11 protein-coding genes, 1 rRNA gene and 2 pseudogenes are annotated in these 17,956 nt (G+C 51.6%); 11 read left to right on the plus strand and 3 right to left on the minus strand.

Translation table 11 applies throughout. From position 1 onward, the window contains the following. Positions 1 to 110: 110 nt before the first annotated feature. Both C7120_RS11780 and C7120_RS11785 read right to left on the minus strand, forming a co-directional pair. Positions 111 to 1,643, minus strand: a 16S ribosomal RNA gene (locus tag C7120_RS11780). A 562-nt stretch (positions 1,644 to 2,205) separates the two neighbouring features. Then, positions 2,206 to 2,937, minus strand: coding sequence for a GntR family transcriptional regulator (locus tag C7120_RS11785; RefSeq protein ID WP_107621850.1), 732 nt, complete (start codon positions 2,935 to 2,937; stop codon positions 2,206 to 2,208). Between the two features lie 159 nt (positions 2,938 to 3,096). Between C7120_RS11785 and C7120_RS11790 the strand changes: the two genes are divergently transcribed. The 6 genes and pseudogenes from C7120_RS11790 (at position 3,097) to C7120_RS11815 (ending at position 10,870) form a co-directional block, all read left to right on the plus strand. Then, entirely contained in the window at positions 3,097 to 4,824 is a 1,728-nt protein-coding gene (locus tag C7120_RS11790) for a class I mannose-6-phosphate isomerase (protein ID WP_107621958.1), read from the plus strand. A 392-nt stretch (positions 4,825 to 5,216) separates the two neighbouring features. Beyond that, positions 5,217 to 7,512, plus strand: a pseudogene (locus tag C7120_RS11795) (GH92 family glycosyl hydrolase). Positions 7,513 to 7,536: 24 nt separating this feature from the next. Beyond that, a pseudogene (locus tag C7120_RS11800) lies at positions 7,537 to 8,691 on the plus strand (sugar MFS transporter). A gap of 191 nt (positions 8,692 to 8,882) precedes the next feature. Then, entirely contained in the window at positions 8,883 to 9,392 is a 510-nt protein-coding gene (locus tag C7120_RS11805) for an RNA polymerase sigma factor (protein ID WP_107621851.1), read from the plus strand. Beyond that, positions 9,379 to 10,002: a hypothetical protein gene (locus tag C7120_RS11810; RefSeq protein ID WP_107621852.1), complete on the plus strand. Its 624-nt coding sequence runs from the start codon at positions 9,379 to 9,381 to the stop codon at positions 10,000 to 10,002. The genes C7120_RS11805 and C7120_RS11810 overlap by 14 nt, the downstream gene beginning before the upstream one ends. Before the next feature lie 13 nt (positions 10,003 to 10,015). Continuing rightward, positions 10,016 to 10,870 carry a hypothetical protein gene (locus C7120_RS11815; RefSeq protein WP_107621853.1) on the plus strand — a complete coding sequence of 285 codons (855 nt, stop codon included), beginning with the start codon at positions 10,016 to 10,018 and terminating at the stop codon, positions 10,868 to 10,870. A gap of 692 nt (positions 10,871 to 11,562) precedes the next feature. On the opposite strand, the gene C7120_RS11820 is transcribed toward C7120_RS11815, so the two are convergent. Further along, positions 11,563 to 11,805 carry a GlsB/YeaQ/YmgE family stress response membrane protein gene (locus C7120_RS11820; RefSeq protein ID WP_107621959.1) on the minus strand — a complete coding sequence of 81 codons (243 nt, stop codon included), beginning with the start codon at positions 11,803 to 11,805 and terminating at the stop codon, positions 11,563 to 11,565. Between the two features lie 162 nt (positions 11,806 to 11,967). On the opposite strand from C7120_RS11820, the gene C7120_RS11825 reads away from it, so the two are divergent. From C7120_RS11825 to C7120_RS11845, 5 genes are read left to right on the plus strand one after another with little or no spacing between them, the layout of a single operon-like run. Further along, complete coding sequence (locus tag C7120_RS11825) at positions 11,968 to 12,840, plus strand: hypothetical protein (protein WP_107621854.1); 873 nt, start codon at positions 11,968 to 11,970, stop codon at positions 12,838 to 12,840. A gap of 4 nt (positions 12,841 to 12,844) precedes the next feature. Next, positions 12,845 to 14,356, plus strand: a complete 1,512-nt coding sequence (locus C7120_RS11830) for a TolC family protein (RefSeq protein ID WP_107621855.1) — start codon at positions 12,845 to 12,847, stop codon at positions 14,354 to 14,356. 21 nt (positions 14,357 to 14,377) lie between these two features. Beyond that, positions 14,378 to 15,364, plus strand: a complete 987-nt coding sequence (locus tag C7120_RS11835; protein WP_107621856.1) for an HlyD family secretion protein — start codon at positions 14,378 to 14,380, stop codon at positions 15,362 to 15,364. Positions 15,365 to 15,388: 24 nt separating this feature from the next. Next, entirely contained in the window at positions 15,389 to 16,552 is a 1,164-nt protein-coding gene (locus C7120_RS11840; protein ID WP_107621857.1) for an ABC transporter permease, read from the plus strand. A 3-nt stretch (positions 16,553 to 16,555) separates the two neighbouring features. Continuing rightward, positions 16,556 to 17,869 carry an ABC transporter permease gene (locus C7120_RS11845; protein WP_107621858.1) on the plus strand — a complete coding sequence of 438 codons (1,314 nt, stop codon included), beginning with the start codon at positions 16,556 to 16,558 and terminating at the stop codon, positions 17,867 to 17,869. Positions 17,870 to 17,956: the final 87 nt, after the last annotated feature.

The raw sequence follows: 17,956 nt of genomic DNA on the forward strand, positions 1-17,956 counted from the left end.
GGCAAGGCGCGGCGGAGGACCATCCCCGAAAAAATATGGGAAAGAGAGAACAGGAAACAGGAGGGAAGAGAACCGAAAGACACACGGAAAAAACCCAATGCCGTCTCCAGAAAGGAGGTGTTCCAGCCGCACCTTCCGGTACGGCTACCTTGTTACGACTTAGCCCCAATCACCGGTTTCGCCCTAGGCCGATCCTCGCGGTCACGGACTTCAGGCGCCCCCGGCTTTCATGGCTTGACGGGCGGTGTGTACAAGGCCCGGGAACGTATTCACCGCGCCATGGCTGATGCGCGATTACTAGCGAATCCAGCTTCGTGGGGTCGGGTTGCAGACCCCAGTCCGAACTGAGGCCGGATTTAGGGATTGGGCCGGGCTCGCGCCCGGACGACTCTCTGTACCGGCCATTGTAACACGTGTGTAGCCCCGGACGTAAGGGCCGTGCTGATTTGACGTCATCCCCACCTTCCTCACACCTTGCGGCGGCAGTGTCCGAAGAGTGCCCGGCATGACCCGATGGCAACTACGGAGAGGGGTTGCGCTCGTTATGGCACTTGAGCCGACACCTCACGGCACGAGCTGACGACAACCATGCAGCACCTTCACTGAGACCCCGAAGGGAAGCGCCGTCTCCGGCGCCGTCCTCAGCAATTCAAGCCCGGGTAAGGTTCCTCGCGTATCATCGAATTAAACCACATGTTCCTCCGCTTGTGCGGGCCCCCGTCAATTCCTTTGAGTTTCACCGTTGCCGGCGTACTCCCCAGGTGGGATGCTTAACGCTTTCGCTTGGCCGAAGGCACCAAGTGCCAACGGCGGGCATCCATCGTTTACAGCGCGGACTACCAGGGTATCTAATCCTGTTCGATACCCGCGCCTTCGAGCATAAGCGTCAGTTGCGCTCCCGCCGGCTGCCTTCGCAATCGGGGTTCCTCGTCATATCTAAGCATTTCACCGCTACACGACGAATTCCGCCGGCGTTGCGCGCACTCAAGCCCCCCAGTTCGCGCTGCAGGCCGGGCGTTGGGCGCCCGGGTTTCACAACACGCTTAAGGGGCGGCCTGCGCTCCCTTTAAACCCAATAAATCCGGATAACGCCAGGACCTTCCGTATTACCGCGGCTGCTGGCACGGAATTAGCCGGTCCTTATTCGCGCGGTACCTGCAAAGGGGAACACGTTCCCCAATTTATCCCCGCGCAAAAGCAGTTTACAACCCATAGGGCCGTCATCCTGCACGCTACTTGGCTGGTTCAGGCTTCCGCCCATTGACCAATATTCCTCACTGCTGCCTCCCGTAGGAGTCTGGTCCGTGTCTCAGTACCAGTGTGGGGGACCTTCCTCTCAGAACCCCTACCGATCGAAGCCCTGGTGGGCCGTTACCCCGCCAGCAAGCTAATCGGACGCATCCCCATCGACCGGCCGGAAAAATACCTTTCATCCTCATCGGAGGACCTCAGAGGACTACATGGGGGATTAGGCCGCCTTTCGACGGGTTATACCCCGGCCGGGGGCAGGTTGGATACGCGTTACTCACCCATTCGCCGGTCGCCATCATCGGTTGCAAGCAACCGACATGATGCCCCTCGACTTGCATGTGTTAAGCCTGTAGCTAGCGTTCATCCTGAGCCAGGATCAAACTCTCCATTGTAAAAAATCATGTGGCGGCGCCAAATTCCCAAAAAAGGAAACGGCGCGCGCCGATCCGGTCAGAACGGCTATCCGGAATCCGTGGAATCTTCCCAATACCAATCAAGGAAAAGGGAAAAACGGACTCTTCCTGAAAAATGACAGGCAAAAACCAAACCGGGCAACGAGCGCCGGGAAGGAGAATGCCTGGACTTCCTGTACTACCTGTCTCTCTATGTAAGAATGCCAAAGAACGAAAAATATCAAGCTAACGACCCGCAAAATGGGCGAAAGCGAGTGCAAAGGTAACACAAAAAAAACAACCGGCCAAACTTTGGGGGAGATAATTTCAGGAATAAGGAAAAGTTTTCGGAAATGTTGACAAAACAAAAGGAAAGGGAAAAAAGGAGGGAAAGCATACATTATTATATATAAAAGGGGACAGGGGGGAGCGGGAAAGCAATGAAAAAAGGAACGAAACCGGCGGGATCGGCAGACAAAACCGGCGGGATTGACCGACAAACTCGCCGGGATCGGCAGACGAAATCGGCGGGATCGGCAGGCCGGGGACGGCAGGAAAAAGGCTAACGAACGGACTCGACCGTATAGGAAAAACTGTGAGACTCGTAATAGCCGAGGTTATACTCTATCGGAACATCGTTTACATCCAGCACGAGACGCTTGCGAACCAGGATCGCATCCTCGGAGCTGATGTTCAATTTCTTGGCAATGTCAGCACCCGCCAGCCTTGCCTTTATCTCCTCTTTACTCGTATTCACGGTGATTCCATAGTCGTGCTCAAGAATTTCATACAAGGGCCGCTGGAAAACCTCGTCGTCCTTGAAAAGGATATTCGGATTAAAATAAGAAATAAAGTAAACGAACGGATAACTGGTATTGCCCCTCACCCGTTCCAAGACAAGGCAAGGTTTCCGGACGCCCTCCCCCATCCCGAAAAAGGCGGCAATCTCCCCGGTAGGCTCCTTGTAGCTTATGTGTAACTCATAGTTTCGGACCTCGATGCCGAGCAGACGCATCTCCTGAGAGAAACTGAGCCAGTTCTTCATACGGCTGACAAGTCCCTTGCGAACCACTTTCGTGCCCACACGGCGCTTCCGCACGAGGAGTCCCTCGTAGACAAGCTTATTGATGGCCTGGCGAAGGGTGTTACGCGAAATACCGAGCTGCTGGGACAGGGTAACCTCGTCAGGGAGCACCTTGCCATTCTTATATTCGGGTTCCTCGATTAGTTTTCTCAGTATGTTCTCCGCCTGAACATGCAACGGCAAATCTCTTTTTGGGCATATTTCTTCCATGAATCTTCTCTGTTTTCTGCAGTTGTAATAGCAAAGAAAATAAAAAAAGACAGAAAAACAAAGTTATAACATCAATTTTTCCTGTTTTTTATTGCTTATTAAGATTTTAATCATTATATTTGCACAAAACCAAATATGTTCAAACAAATAAAGGCCGTAATGAGAAAACCTAATTATGACAAATATCCTGCCACTCCCGTGAATGGTTCCATTTATCAAGGCTGGGACAGCATTATAGCAGAACTTGAAAGCCGATATGGAAATCGGCAGCAATGGGCTATTGAGCTTTATGCAGGAGCCATGGAAGAAGAGTTCATCTCTGCCTTCGAGAGAACGGGACGCAGGATCGTGTCGACCCGGAACCTCATGAAGCCTCAACAGGAAATCGAGGAACTCACGCAACGGTTTATGACCGACGATGTGCTGTTCGGCTTTATTTCCAATGTTTCGTTAGACGAATACTTCTGTCAGGACAAGGTTGACGAGTTCTTAACAGAATCCAAGGATGAGCCTATAATAATATTAGGTACGGGCGCGGCAAAACTCGCAGCTAAAGATGCCCCCGTCGTCTATGCCGACATGGCACGATGGGAAATCCAGCAAAGATTCCGCCGGCACGAGGTAAAGGCCTTGGGATACGACAACCACGAGGAGACTCCTTCGCTTCAGTATAAACGCGGATACTTCAACGACTGGAACATCTGCGACCGCTACAAGCACGAATTAGGCACGGCCCACCGCATCGAGTACTGGATTGACAGCAACCAGGCGGGAAACCCCAAAATGATCAGCAACCAAACCTTCGAGGAGGGTATTCAGAAGACTGCGAGAAAGCCCTTCCGGGTGGTTCCGTTCTTTGACCCTGCACCCTGGGGCGGGCAATGGATGAAAAAGGTTTGCGACTTAGACCGCTCCGAGGACAACTACGGATGGTGCTTCGACTGCGTACCAGAAGAGAACAGCCTTCTGCTCGATGTGGAGGGTGTACGATTCGAACTTCCCGCACAAGACCTTGTATTATTTGAAACCATGCCTCTGCTCGGCGAGGCCGTCGAGAGCCGATTCGGCAGAAGCTTTCCCATCCGATTCGACTTCCTGGACACCATGGACGGGGGAAACCTGAGCCTGCAGGTACATCCCACGACACAATTTATTCAGACAAATTTCGGCATCCACTATACCCAGGACGAAAGCTATTACCTGCTGGATGCCGATGAAGACGCCGTGATCTATCTTGGATTGAAGGAGGGAATCAACCCAACGGAAATGATTGACGAGATGCACGACGCCCAGAAGAACGGAACGGAATTCCCTGTTGAGCAATATGTCAACAAGATACCAGCCAAAAAGCATGACCACTTCCTCATCCCCAACGGCACCATCCACTGCTCCGGACGCAACTGTATGGTGCTGGAAATCAGCGCGACACCGAACATATTTACCTTCAAGCTCTACGATTGGCAGCGATTAGGGCTTGATGGGAAGCCTCGCCCAATTAATATAGAAAGAGGTAGGCAGGTCATCAAATGGGAGCGCGACACGAGATATGTACGAGAACACTTGGCAAACCACATTGAGCTCCTCGCCGAAACCCCGCACTGCAAGAAGGAGCGCACAGGGCTTCACCCCAATGAATTTATCGAAACAACACGCTACACCTTCGACGAGAAGATATCTCTGCACAATGCCGGAAGCGTGCATGTGCTCAACCTTGCCAAAGGAGAGGAGGTCGTCATTGAAAGTCCATGCGGAGCCTTTGAGCCTTTCGTGGTACACTATGTCGAAACCTTCATCGTGCCGGCATGCGTCGGGACATACACCGTCCGCCCTTTTGGGAAGTCAGAAGGCAAAACCTGCAAACTCATCGAAGCGCATGTGAGAGTATAAAACCTATAAAAAAAATCTCAAACAACGAATTTATGAAACTAAATTTATGTTCTAGACCGCAAAACAAGTTAATCCTATTAACGACGGCGGACTATGGTGGAACGAAGATGAGAAGAACTTCCAGGGAAACGGCAACTCCAATAAGCCCACATGTGCCAACGGAGACGCGGCATTGGAGTCGTTGGGCCTGATCTCTATTTACAAGAACGAAAGATAACAAATGATTCTACATGCTAGTGCGGTGGAAGCCTTTTCCTAAATTAGCTGCTGTTGCCAATTCTGTTACCAGCAGCTTGTAATCGGGTTACACGCAGTGTGTAATCAAATTACACACCGTTTGTAATAGAACACGGAAATGCTTCCGGCCCTGCCATCACTAATATGAAACAGCAATGAAAACGATTAGATATGCCCGTTTTATTATCCTTCTGACGGGAATTCAACTGGCTTCTGCCCAAGACTTCACGAAATATGTAAACCCAAACCTTGGCGTTACTCATAGTCGATGGTTTTTCTATACTCCAGCCTCTATGCCTTTTGGCATGGCAAAACTGGGGGCTTCAACCAACGGGACCTATGGTAACAAGCAGGGATGGGAAGCCGTAGGCTATCAAGACAACCATCGCTCGATCGACGGATTCCCGTGTTTCCATGAATTTCAGATAGGTGGCGTTTCGCTGATACCTGTCGTCGGAGAGATAAAAACCATACCCGGGAAAGTGGAAAACCCAGAGGAAGGCTTCCGCTCCAACTTCGAAAAGAGCACGGAATTTGCTACAGCCGGCTACTATACGGTCGTATTGAAAGACTATCGAACAAAGGTGGAACTTACCGCAACCAATCGAGTGGGATTCCAGAGATACACTTTTCCCGCAGCCCAAGATGCCCACATCCTGTTCAATATAGGGAACCGACAGGGAGAAAGCGGCGAGGTAAAGGATGCCTACATCGGCAATATCAATGGTAATGTCATAGAAGGATATGTGATAACAAAGCCTGAATATGTAAAGAAATACCAGCAGGAAGCCACCGTTCCAATGTATTTCTACGCGGTATTGAGCAAGGTTCCCAATTCTGTCTCCGTCTTCCAGGAAGGAGAAACACCCCGCATGGGCAGTCAGATCCACGGCAAAGGCGCCATGATGAGCGCCAACTTCGCTATAGAAGAAAATGAGCAGATAGAGGTAAAGATAGGGCTCTCTTACACTTCTATCGAGAATGCCCGCAACAATCTACAGGCCGAAGCCTCAAAACTATCTTTTGACAAGGCCCGCGGAAACGCCACCAAGACATGGAATGAATTTCTGAGCAGAATCGAGGTAACAGATGAATCAGAGGTCAACAAGACCAAATTCTACACAGGCCTTTGGCTACATCCCGCTGGACAAGAACAAGAAGCCAAAGTTTAACCACTACAACACAGATGCCATGTGGGGAGCCTACTGGAACCTCACCACACTTTGGGCCATCGCCTATCCCGAGTATTACAACGATTTCATCAATAGTCAGCTGCTTGTATACAAGGACGCGGGCTGGCTTGGCGACGGCATTGCCGCCAGCAAATATGTCTCAGGCGTGGGAACCAACATGATGCCCATCATCTTTGCCGGAGCCTACAACTGCGGAATACGAAACTATGATATAGAACTGGCTTATGAGGCTGCCCTGAAAAATGAGCTGTGCGACAAAAAGCGGCCTGAAGGCGCGGGCAAGAAGGATGTGGGGCTCTTCGTAAGGAACGGCTTTGTTCCATACAACCATGCCACCGACTTCGGTACAGACGACAAGGGATCTTGCTTCTCCGCGTCTCATACTCTGGAATACAGTTTCAGCGCATATGTCATGGCTCAATGGGCAAAGGCCTTGGGCAGGACTGCCGACTACGAGAAGTTCATCTCTCTTTCCAATGGATGGACCCGGCTTTTCGATGAAGACCTGAAGTTAATCCATCCAAGAGGCGTCGACGGGAGATTTCTTGACAACTTTGATCCCTTGCAGCCATGGAGAGGCTTTCAGGAAGGCAATGCGACACAATACACCTTCTATGTCCCCCAGAATCCACTACTGCTCATAAGCAAAGTGGGAAAAGACAAGTTCAACACGCTTTTGGACAATATCTTCACGGAATCACAGAAGAATATTTTCGGAGGCGGCAAGGTCTCCGACGCTTTCTCTGGCCTCCAGGCCGTCTATAACCAAGGCAACCAACCCTGCCTGCATATAGCCTGGCTGTTCAACTTCTCTGGCACTCCATACCTTACACAGAAGTGGACTCACATGATATGCGATGAATTTTATGGACATACGGACGAGCACGGATACGGGTATGGACAAGATGAAGACCAGGGACAAATGGGTGCTTGGTATGTATTGAATACCCTTGGCCTGTTTGATGTACAGGGTGGTACACCTATCCAGCCAACCTTCCAGTTCGGAAGTCCTGCCTTCCGCAAGGTTGTTATCAAGCTAAACAAGATGACGGCAAAGGGCAGGAAACTCATCATTACGACCGATAAACAGGGAAATAATCCCTATTATGTGCAATCGGCCATATGGAACGGCAAGCCTCTAAACGACTGCTGGATGTATCGTGAAGAACTTCTGAAAGGAGGCAGACTCCACTTCGTCATGGGAACAGAGCCTCAAAAAAGCTGGGGAACTTCCTCTACCCCACCTTGTCCACAATAAGAAAGAGAAACAAACATACTGAACATGAAAAGCAAATCTACGCACTTCCAGCTGCTGCCGATTTTATTGGGATTCTTTGTCATGGGTTTCTGCGATATCGTGGGGATATCATCGGACTATGTGCAGAAGACATTCAACTGGTCGGATACCATGACAGGATTCGTTCCTTCTATGGTATTCATATGGTTCTTGTTTCTCGGCATCCCGATAGGCAACAAGATGAGCCAATGGGGAAGGAAGAACACCGTCCTCTTAAGCTTTGGTATTACCGTCATCGGTATGTTTTTGCCCCTTGTCAGCTATAATGGCGCCATCTGCCTCGTGGCCTTCGCCTTGCTTGGTATGGGCAACACCATACTGCAAATATCATTGAATCCGCTATTGAAAAATGTACTTACGAACCCGAAATACCTGGCAAGCGGGCTGACGGCAGGACAAGTGGTGAAGGCACTGTCCTCACTCGCCGGTCCGGAGATCGTATTGCTCGCCCTGCACTATTTCGGCGAAGAATACTGGTATTATTGCTTTCCCATACTGGGCACAATCACCCTGATCTCCGCGATATGACTGATGTCTGTCCACATCGAGAGGGAGCGGGATACGGAAAAGAGGGCTTCCGTGAAAGAAATCTGGGCGATTCTGAAAGGCAAAACCATCCTGCTGTTATTCTTAGGCATCTTCTTCATCGTCGGCTATGATGTCGCCACCAACTTCATAAGCTCAAAGCTCATGGCAGAAAGGTTCAATTGGGGACCGGAGCAGACGAAGCTGGCTCCCCAGATATACTTCCTGCTCAGGACGATCGGCGCGTTTGCCGGCAGCATCTTCCTTGCGAAAGTGAGCGAATTAAAGTATTTCAAGATAACCATCCTATTAGCATTGGTGAGTGTGCTGGGCCTTATCTTTATCAAAGTTGACTATGTGGACATGGCATTGATCGGAGCACTGGGACTCTTCGGAGCCCCTGTTTTCCCCATCATATATGCCATGGCATTGGAAGATAGTCCCCAAAAGGCCGACCAGATTTCCGGTCTCATGATAACAGCCATTGCGGGCGGAGGCGTAATTCCTCCCGTCATAGGGTTCTTCATGGACTTATGGGGAGTAACGGGAGGCGTCTGCGTGATCCTTCTTTGCACGACATATCTTTGCTATTGCGCTTTCCATGGCAAGCGATAACGGCTTCCGGAAATCGCGAAGGAGCAAGAATCCAGACCGATGGGCAAGAGACCTCCCCACTCTGAATCGCCATTAAAACGAGTTTTGTGCGCATATAACTTATGCGCACATTTTTTAAGCTGCCCCTTTTTGAATCTTAAGAAGAGTTAAAATCATTGATTAATCCCGCCGTTTCCCGTTATATTAGCAGAATGGAACAAAGAGAATTCGAACAAATCGCGGACAGTCTGCGGAAGAAGGCCCTGCAGATGAGCAGAAACTACCAGATTCCCGAGGAATCAGGAGAGGACATCGCACAAGACACGCTGCTCAAACTATGGCTGCACCGCGCCGAATTCTCCACGGCAGAAGACTGCCAACGGCTCGCGGGGCACATAGCCCGGCACCTCTGCATCGACCACTTCAGAAGCCATAGAAGGCTCGGCATACTCGAAAGCCTGTCGATTGCCGACGAGGCCTATGCCACACCCCACGACCGGTTGGTGGGTCTCGAGACCGGGCAATGGCTGGACGCAAGGATGCAGGAACTTCCCCCCAAGGAGTATGAGATACTCCGGCTCAGGCAGACAGAACAAAAAACCAACGCCGAGATAGCCGCCCTCCTGGGCATCGGGAAAGGCTCCGTGGCGACACTACTCAGCAAAGCAAGAAAACAACTCTTTGAAGAAATAAAACGAAAAGACAGGTATGAAAACAGATAAGAACATAGAGCGCTTGCTCGAAAAATACATGCAGGGCGAAACAACACCCAAAGAAGAATCACAGCTTGCCGACTATTTTGCCGGGACAGAAGTCAGAGAGCAGTGGAAGCCCTATCAGGAAATGTTTGCCTTTCTTGGGAAAATGGATGGGAAAGATAAGCCCGAAGCGCGCCGGAGAAAGAATAAGGCGGCCCTCATATCCATTCTCTTGGCAGCCGCCGTCCTCCTCCTGCTCTTCGTCCTGTGGCCACGAGACAACAGCAAAGCCCTCATCCAGACTCCAGGACAGCCCGTCCTCGCACGGTCCGCAGATTCCGCCACAACCTTGAAAGCCGATACGGCAAGCAGGAAATCACGACCTGGGGAAACTCGGCATCCCAGGAAAAAACAAATAACCCGCGGAAACCCACGGCCACCCAAGAGCTACATGGCACAGGGCGCGGCAACATCGACACAAGAAAAGGCCGACCGACTGGTGGAGCAGAAACTGCGGGAACTCGAAAGAAAACTGGCCACGGCCGACAAGACCATCGACCTCTACATCCTGCAGCAGGAATACCTCACGGCCCAGATGATAGAGGAGGAAGAGACGGAAACCATTTACGAATAAAACCCATATAATCATGAAGACGAAGAAACTATTTATCGCGGCGGCCATCACCCTGGCCCTACCGCTCACGGCAACCGCCCAAACACACCTGAAGAAAGCCACGGCCGACTTCCTCAACGGCAACGCCATGGACGAGTACATCAACAGCAGGTCGACGGAGAAAGGGGAAGACTACAGCTACAACATTACCTACTTCAGTATTCCCAAACCAAAGAGCGGTCAGCTCAAGGAAATCCTACGAGCCTTCGAGTTGGATGCCAAAGGGGCTTACGGCAGCTTCAGCAAGGGTGCCAACAAAGACTCCAACGCCTCTATTTCAATTGCCTACGGCAAAGACAACCGTCAGGGCGTGAGTTTCGGCACCCTTCAAGACCACAACTACAAGGCGGCCTACTTCAGAGACGGCAGCAACAAGGAGTTCCGCACGGTATACGCGCTGGTGTGGTATGACGAGAAGGGCGGCAACATCTCCGGCTCCCTGTGGATCATCTACGGGAAAGACCCGCAGAAGTCTAAAGGCTTCAGTATCTGGAACGGCAATGATCTGGAGCAACTGAAAGAACTCAAGAACATAGATTGGAACGCCTTCTCCTTCTCAAGGTCGGACAGCGTGGGGTCTGCCAAGGAGTTTCTCTCGCGCTTCGGAAGCCTCCGGGAACTTTATAAGACCGCGAAACAGGAGCAGGGCGGCGATCTCTACCGCACCTCGATGGCAAACAAGATCATGCTCCTATGCAAGAGCGGGGGCAAGTATCTGAACCCAGACGAGAAAAAATTCGTGGCTGAGGGCATCAACGAGCTCAAGAAATACTGCTATGACAACTATCGCAAAGGACTCTTCGAACTGGCTGTGAAATACCTCAAATAAATGGAACGATAAAAATTCATAAATTCTCTCGCAGACCTTGCCGCTGTCGGTTCGTGAAGAATAGACTGGCAAGGTTTGCATTTTAAGCCAGTTATAAATTAACCATTTTAAGTTAAAGAAGAAGGCGAAAAATTCTTTTTCCTTTACAAACGGAAATCGCAATCCAGAAGAAAACTTGCTCGCCGAGACCGCGCTTTTCAAGGAAAAAAGGTCGTTTTTAAACAATTCCGAGGCCTTTTTGCCTCCTTTTTCCTTACTGTCAGCCGTTATCTGCCTCGCAAAAAGCCGTTGCTGACCGTGCAAAAGGCCACCTTTTACTTGCCTTTTAGCCGCTTTTTATCAAGATTTCCCTTACAAATTCATGCACGAAACCTTATAAATCGTTGCAACTCATTGATTATCAAGAAAATCCGGAAACAGGAAAAATCAGCCCCATTTTCAAGCAAAGAGAGAGCCGCCGACAAAAAACAGCCTGATTTTTGAGGATAAGCGTTAAAACAAGTAAGAATTTAGTTGCATATAGGAACCTACAAACACCATGCCCCGAAACGCAAGACCGTCCGGCATCCCATAGCTATGCTTCATGCAAAACCAAACAAACCCGGGAGAAACCCTTTCCGGGTGCTCCCCATGGCAGAAGTCTCCTTGCCGGCAGACTGCCCCACCCCGCCAGCAAGGCAAGGACGGCCCTCCTACTTCTTGGCGAACAGCGAGACAATCCACAGCAGAAGCACGGCCCCCACGACAGCGGTTCCGATCTCGCCGAGAGTTCCAGCCCATGTAATCCCAAGCCAGTCCAGGACATGGCCGCCAAGCCAACCGCCTACGAGGCCGAGCAACAAGTCGACAACGCACCCCGACCCTTTGTGCTTGAAAAGCCGGCTGGCAATGAAACCGGCAAGAATCCCCACGATAATCGTCCAAATCATAATAATACACCATTTTATGTCTATCGGGGACAAATATACCTTTTTTTGTTCTAATTTTCCACAAAAATACCATTTTTTAATATATTAAAGAATTGAAAGAAAGGTTTTCTTTGGCAATTAGGCAGAAAAAACATAACTTTGCAAGCGGTTTATGCATTTATTACGATTATGAAGACTAAGATCTTACTTCCACTGATTCTCCTACTCCTGTTACTGGTCGGCGGCCTGGTGTATCTCTACATGAGCCTCGACCGACAGAAGCAGGAGAATAAGGCTATGCAGGAACTTGCCGAGCTTGACAAGCAGGAAATGGAAAACCAATACCAGCAGTTCGCACAGCAATACAGCGAGATGAAAACCCAGATAAACAACGACTCCATCGTCGCACAGCTCACCGCGGAGCAGGAAAAGACCCAGAGACTCCTCCGGGAACTTAAGGAGACGAAGAGCTCCGACGCACGGGAAATCACCCGCCTGAAAAAAGAACTGGCCACCGTGAGAGCCGTCCTGCGGAGCTATGTCATGGAGATAGACTCGCTGAATCGGCTGAATCAGAACCTCGCGGCAGAGAATACGCGTGTAAAAGGACAGTATGAAGAGGCCACACGGCAGATAGAAAGCCTCAGCACCGACAAGGCCTCGCTCTCCGAGAAAGTGGCCATCGCCGCCCAACTCGATGCCATCGGCATCAACATCCAGGCCAAGGACAAGCACGGAAGAACCACCGACAGGGTGGCAAAGGCAAAGGTCCTGCAAGTAAACTTCTCGCTGGCAAAGAATGTTACGGCCCAGAGCGGCATGAAGAACATCTATGTGCGCATCTCCTCCCCGGCTGGCGGCGTGCTCGGAAACGCGGGCTCCTTCAATTATGAGAACCGCAGTCTGCAAGCCTCCATGAAGAAAAGCGTGGAATACGGAGGCCAGGAGACGCCCGTCTCCATGTACTGGGATGTGATCCAGGCACTGGTCAGCGGCACCTATGGCGTCAGCATCTTTGCCGACGGCAACATGATTGGTTCGAAAAGTGTTACTTTAAAATAGACTGATGAAAAAGATATTTTTAGCGATAAGCTTTTGCCTCATGGCATTCAGTCTGCAAGCGCAACGAGTGCTGAGCCTCGACAGTTGCCGGGCCTTGGCATTGCGCAACAACAAGCAACTGAATGTATCGAGGCTGAAACAAGATGTGGCCATGAATATCCGCAAGGCCGCACGCACCAAATATCTGCCAAAGGTTGACGCTTTGGGGGGCTACGAATACTTCAGCAAGGAGATTTCCCTGCTTAACAACAGGCAGAAAGCGACATTGAGTGGACTGGGCTCCAGCATCGTAACCGGGGTCTCCTCCACGCTCAGCACAGACATTGGCAACATACTGACAGGGCTCGCGCAACAGGGCGTCATTACCCCGCAGGCAGCCCAACAGCTGGGCACCCTGCTACAACAGGCCGGCAGCAACATCGGTACTCCGCTCGCTCAGGCCGGCGACCGGTTAGGACAAAGCATTGCCGACGCCTTCAGGACCGACACGAGAAACATCTGGTCGGGAGCCGTCATGCTGCGGCAGCCCATCTTCATGGGAGGAGCCATCACCGCCGCCAACCGCATGGCTGACCTGGGAGAGCAGCTGGCACAGAACGACTTGAGCCTCAAATCCCAGAGCACGCTCTATAATATAGACCAGACCTATTGGCTGGTAGTCTCGTTGAGACAGAAGCAAAAGCTGGCACTGAGCTTCAAGGACCTCGTCAAGAAACTAAGCGACGATGTCCACAAGATGATCAAGGAAGGCGTGGCTACCAAGGCCGACGGCCTCCGGGTGGATGTAACGGTGAATGAAGCGGATATGGCCGTTACCCAGATAGAGGACGGGCTGGTACTTGCCAAGATGCTGCTCTGCCAGCTGTGCGGCCTTCCCGCCGATGAGCCCATCACCCTTCTCGACGAGAACAAGAACGACCTCTCCGCGATAACTGCCGCGGAAAGCTACCCGTCCGACTCCACCTATAGCAGCCGGCCGGAAGTAAGAATGCTGCAAAATGCCGTTGACATGAGCAAGGAGAATACCCGGCTTGTGCGCGCAATGTATCTTCCTCACATCGCGCTCACGGGCGGCTACATCATCTCGAACCCCAATGTGTTCAACGGTTTTGAGCGTAAGTTCTCCGGAGTGTGGAATGTGGGTGTCCTGGTTCAGGTCCCCCTGTGGAACTGGTTTGAAGGAGTCTACAAGGTCAGAGCCACTAAAGCTGCCACGAGCATAGCCATGATGGAGCTCGGCGATGTGCAGGAAAAGATAAACTTGCAAGTTACCCAAAGCCGCTTTAAGCTCAAGGAAGCGCAGAAACGACAGGTCATGACACAGGAAAACATGAAGAGCGCGGAGGAAAACCTGCGTTGCGCAAACCTCGGATTCAGGGAAGGAGTGATGCAGATAGCCGATGTCATGGCGGCTCAGACAGCCTGGCAGAAGGCCCAGAATCAGAAAATTGACGCCGAAATAGAGGTGAAACTGGCACAGGTAAACCTGCAGAAGGCACTCGGTGTTTTGGAATAAGAAAGAAAAAAGAATCAAGATATGTCAGCAAAACAACAACACAACAACATCTTGTTAGCCGTTTTGGGATTCATTGCGGTGGTGGTTATCGTTGCCCTTATCGGCTTCTTCACGCTCGGGAGACAAGAAGACATCGTACAAGGCGAGGTTGAAGTTTCAGAGTATCGCGTATCATCCAAGCTCCCGGGACGAGTCGTCGAGCTTCGGGTAAAGGAGGGCGACTATGTCCGTATCGGCGACACGCTTGCCATCCTGCGGGTTCCGGAGGTAGACGCACAAAAGAATGTGGCGCAAGCAACCGGCGAAGCCGCCAAGGCCATACAAGATCTTACCGATGCCGGAGCCCGCAAAGAGCAGATTCAGGGCGCCTACCAACTCTACCAACAGGCGCAGGCTGCCAGCGAAATTGCCATGAAAACCTACACCCGCATGCAGAATCTGTATGACGAGGGAGTTATCAGCGGGCAGAAGCGCGACGAGGCTTTTGCCGCCTACAAGGCAACGGAAGCCCAGGTAAAGGCCGCCAAGAGCCAGTATGACCTTGCCAGAAACGGTGCCCGCGAGCAGGAAAAGCAAATCGCCGCAAAGAACGCACAGGCAGCAAAGAGTGCCGTGGAGGTGGTAAACTCTCTGCTGCGGGAAACTGTGCAGGTATCGCAGGTAGAAGGTGAGGTGGCCAATGTCTACCCCAAAGTCGGCGAACTCGTGGGTATAGGATCACCCATCATGAGCATATCCGTAATGAGCGACCTGTGGGGAACCTTCAATGTCCGGGAGGACAAGCTGAAAGGGCTCAAGGTAGGCGACACCTTCACCGCCTTCTCCCCTGCCTTCAACAAAGAGCTGAAGATGAAAGTCTTCTATATCAAGGACGAGGGTTCCTATGCCACCTGGAAGGCCACGAAGACCACAGGACAGTATGACTTGAAGACATTTGAGGTAAAAGCCCGACCGATCGACAAGTTCGAGGGTCTCAGACCGGGCATGAGTCTGATCATCAAAGAATGATCTTGCGTTATCAAGAAAGGCGAGATGCTGAAGCAGATATACCATATAGCAGTAAGGGAATGTGGAATTCTAAGGAAGAATCCCATCTATGTGTTCTGCATGGTTATATTTCCGATTCTCTGCATCCTCTTCTTTACCTCGCTGATGAACGAGGGGCAGCCCATTGAGATGCCGATCGGCGTCGTCGATCAGGACAACACCGCCACCACTCGGAGCATGATCCGCACGCTCGACGGCTTCCAGACTTCGCGTGTAGTGGCCCGCTATCCCAATGTGAACGAAGCCCGACAGGCCATTCAGAGGAATCAGATATATGCCTTCCTGTATATTCCGAAAGGCACGACCAGCGATCTGCTGTCATCCCGGCAGCCAAAGATTTCATTCTATTACAGTAGCGTCACGCTCGTCGCGGGCTCCACTTTGTTCCGCGACCTGAAAACCGTTGCCACGCTGGGTTCCGCCGCCGTGGGCTCTGCCAAGCTGTCTGCCCTGGGCAAGACAAGTAAGGAAATCACCACCATCCTTCAACCTATAGCCGTCGACCTGCACATGATAGGCAATCCGTGGGGAAACTATAATGTCTATCTGAGCACTTCCATGCTGCCCGGCGTGCTGATGATATTCATCTTCCTCATCACGCCTTACTCCATTGGCACTGAACTGAAGTTCAAGACTTCACGGGAACTTATCCGCATGGCAGGGGGCAACATCCATGTGGCCATTGCCGGAAAGATGCTCCCGCAGTTCCTGATCTTCCTGACAATATTCTACTGCTATGAGTTCTACATCTTCTATATCCTCCAGTTTCCGCACCCCGGAGGCATCGTTCCCATACTCTTGGCGGGGTTATTAGCGGTGCTATCGGCCCAGGCATTCGGCATATTTGCCTTCGGCCTGATGCCCTCCCTGCGCATGTCGATGAGTATATGCTCGCTGTGGGCGGTGCTCAGCTTCTCCACGAGTGGCGCCACCTATCCGCTCTTTTCGATGAGCCCGATGATAGAGGCATTGGCCCAACTGTTTCCCCTGCGCCACTATTACATGATCTATCAGACAAGTATATTCAATGGCTATTCCCTCGCCGACAGCTTCTGGAATATCGGCGCGATGATTATTTTCATAGCGCTCCCGATGCTCACCGTCAACCATATCAAGACCGCCATGGAGAAATATGTCTATATTCCTTAGCCTATGAGAGAAGACAGACTACGATATCGCATCGCGGAGGGCCTCAAGGACATGTGCCATATATGGGCAAAGGAAATGCGCTCTACCATTACCGACGAGGGAGTGCTCATCTTCTGCGTGCTCGTGCCACTGCTCTATCCGCTGCTTTACTCATGGATTTACAACAACGAGGTGGTCAGGGATGTCAGCGTTGCCGTCGTAGACCTCGACCATTCGCACGTAAGCCGCCAGTTTATCCGCATGTTCGACGGAGCCAGCGACACCAAGGTGGCCTACTACTGCAACAGCCTTGACGAGGCGAAAGCGCTCGTGGGCAAGCAAGCCGTCCACGGGGTGCTCTACTTCCCAAGTGATTTCGAGAAGCGGCTGAACCGTGGAGAACAGGCACATGTGGGCGTTTACTGCAACATGAGCCTGATGCTTACCTACAAGGCCATCTACCAGACGGCCCAAGCCGTCTCCCAAGACATCAATTCGCAGATACAGATATCACGGTCGAACGGCTTTACCAATCGCGACGATGAGATTACCGCAAGGCCCCTGGACTTTGACGAAGTACCCATTTTCAATGCCACCGGAGGCTATGGAAACGCCGTCCTGCCTGGCGTACTGGTCCTCATCCTGCAGCAGACACTGCTCCTCGGCATCGGGCTCTCTGCCGGCACGGCACGCGAGAACAACCGCTATCAGGATCTCGTGCCTATCTCGCGCCACTATAACGGCATCTTCCGGATCGTACTGGGCAAGTCGATGTGCTATTTCATGATCTACTGTGTCATGGCAGCTTACATCACCCTATGCGTGCCCCACTTCTTCTCGTTCACCTCGATGGTCTCCGCCAAGACTCTTATAGGGTTGATGCTGCCCTATCTGTTGGCGTGCATCTTCTTCGGAATGGCCCTGTCGTGTCTGGTAAGATACCGTGAGAATGTGATGCTCCTGGTCGTATTCACCTCGCTGCCCTTCCTCTTCATGACCGGCATCAGCTGGCCGCAGGCTAACATCCCGGGCTTCTGGCAGGGCATTGCATGGCTCTTCCCCTCCACTTTCGGAGTGCGCGGGTTCATGCGCATCAACGAGATGAGGGCCTCACTGGCCGATATCCAAGTGGAATATCAGGCACTCTGGATTCAGGTGCTGGTCTACTTTTTCCTGACCTGTCTGGTCTATCGATACCAGATTCTGCGCACACGACGACACGCTTACAACCGTCTGGAGATACTGAAACGCAAGGCTCAAGAGGTCCGGGAGCGCAAGGCAAGACAGGCGGCATCCATGGCCGCAGGACCGACAGACGACAACACGGAACACCCATAGGCCGCATCTCCTTTCCTTCTTGCCGCTGACAGAATTACAAATTCGCCGATTTCGTCAATCAAATTCGCCGATTTCGTCGGACGAAAT

The sequence above is a fragment of the Prevotella sp. oral taxon 376 genome (genome assembly GCF_003043945.1).
Taxonomy (GTDB): Bacteria; Bacteroidota; Bacteroidia; order Bacteroidales; family Bacteroidaceae; genus Prevotella.

What these genes read in the sequence shown, in the direction of transcription:
- C7120_RS11785 (WP_107621850.1), bottom strand. Translation starts at nt 2,937, where the DNA reads ATGGAAGAAATATGCCCAAAAAGAGATTTGCCGTTGCATGTTCAGGCG.
- C7120_RS11790 (WP_107621958.1), top strand. Translation starts at nt 3,097, where the DNA reads ATGAGAAAACCTAATTATGACAAATATCCTGCCACTCCCGTGAATGGT.
- C7120_RS11805 (WP_107621851.1), top strand. Translation starts at nt 8,883, where the DNA reads ATGGAACAAAGAGAATTCGAACAAATCGCGGACAGTCTGCGGAAGAAG.
- C7120_RS11810 (WP_107621852.1), top strand. Translation starts at nt 9,379, where the DNA reads ATGAAAACAGATAAGAACATAGAGCGCTTGCTCGAAAAATACATGCAG.
- C7120_RS11815 (WP_107621853.1), top strand. Translation starts at nt 10,016, where the DNA reads ATGAAGACGAAGAAACTATTTATCGCGGCGGCCATCACCCTGGCCCTA.
- C7120_RS11825 (WP_107621854.1), top strand. Translation starts at nt 11,968, where the DNA reads ATGAAGACTAAGATCTTACTTCCACTGATTCTCCTACTCCTGTTACTG.
- C7120_RS11830 (WP_107621855.1), top strand. Translation starts at nt 12,845, where the DNA reads ATGAAAAAGATATTTTTAGCGATAAGCTTTTGCCTCATGGCATTCAGT.
- C7120_RS11835 (WP_107621856.1), top strand. Translation starts at nt 14,378, where the DNA reads ATGTCAGCAAAACAACAACACAACAACATCTTGTTAGCCGTTTTGGGA.
- C7120_RS11840 (WP_107621857.1), top strand. Translation starts at nt 15,389, where the DNA reads ATGCTGAAGCAGATATACCATATAGCAGTAAGGGAATGTGGAATTCTA.
- C7120_RS11845 (WP_107621858.1), top strand. Translation starts at nt 16,556, where the DNA reads ATGAGAGAAGACAGACTACGATATCGCATCGCGGAGGGCCTCAAGGAC.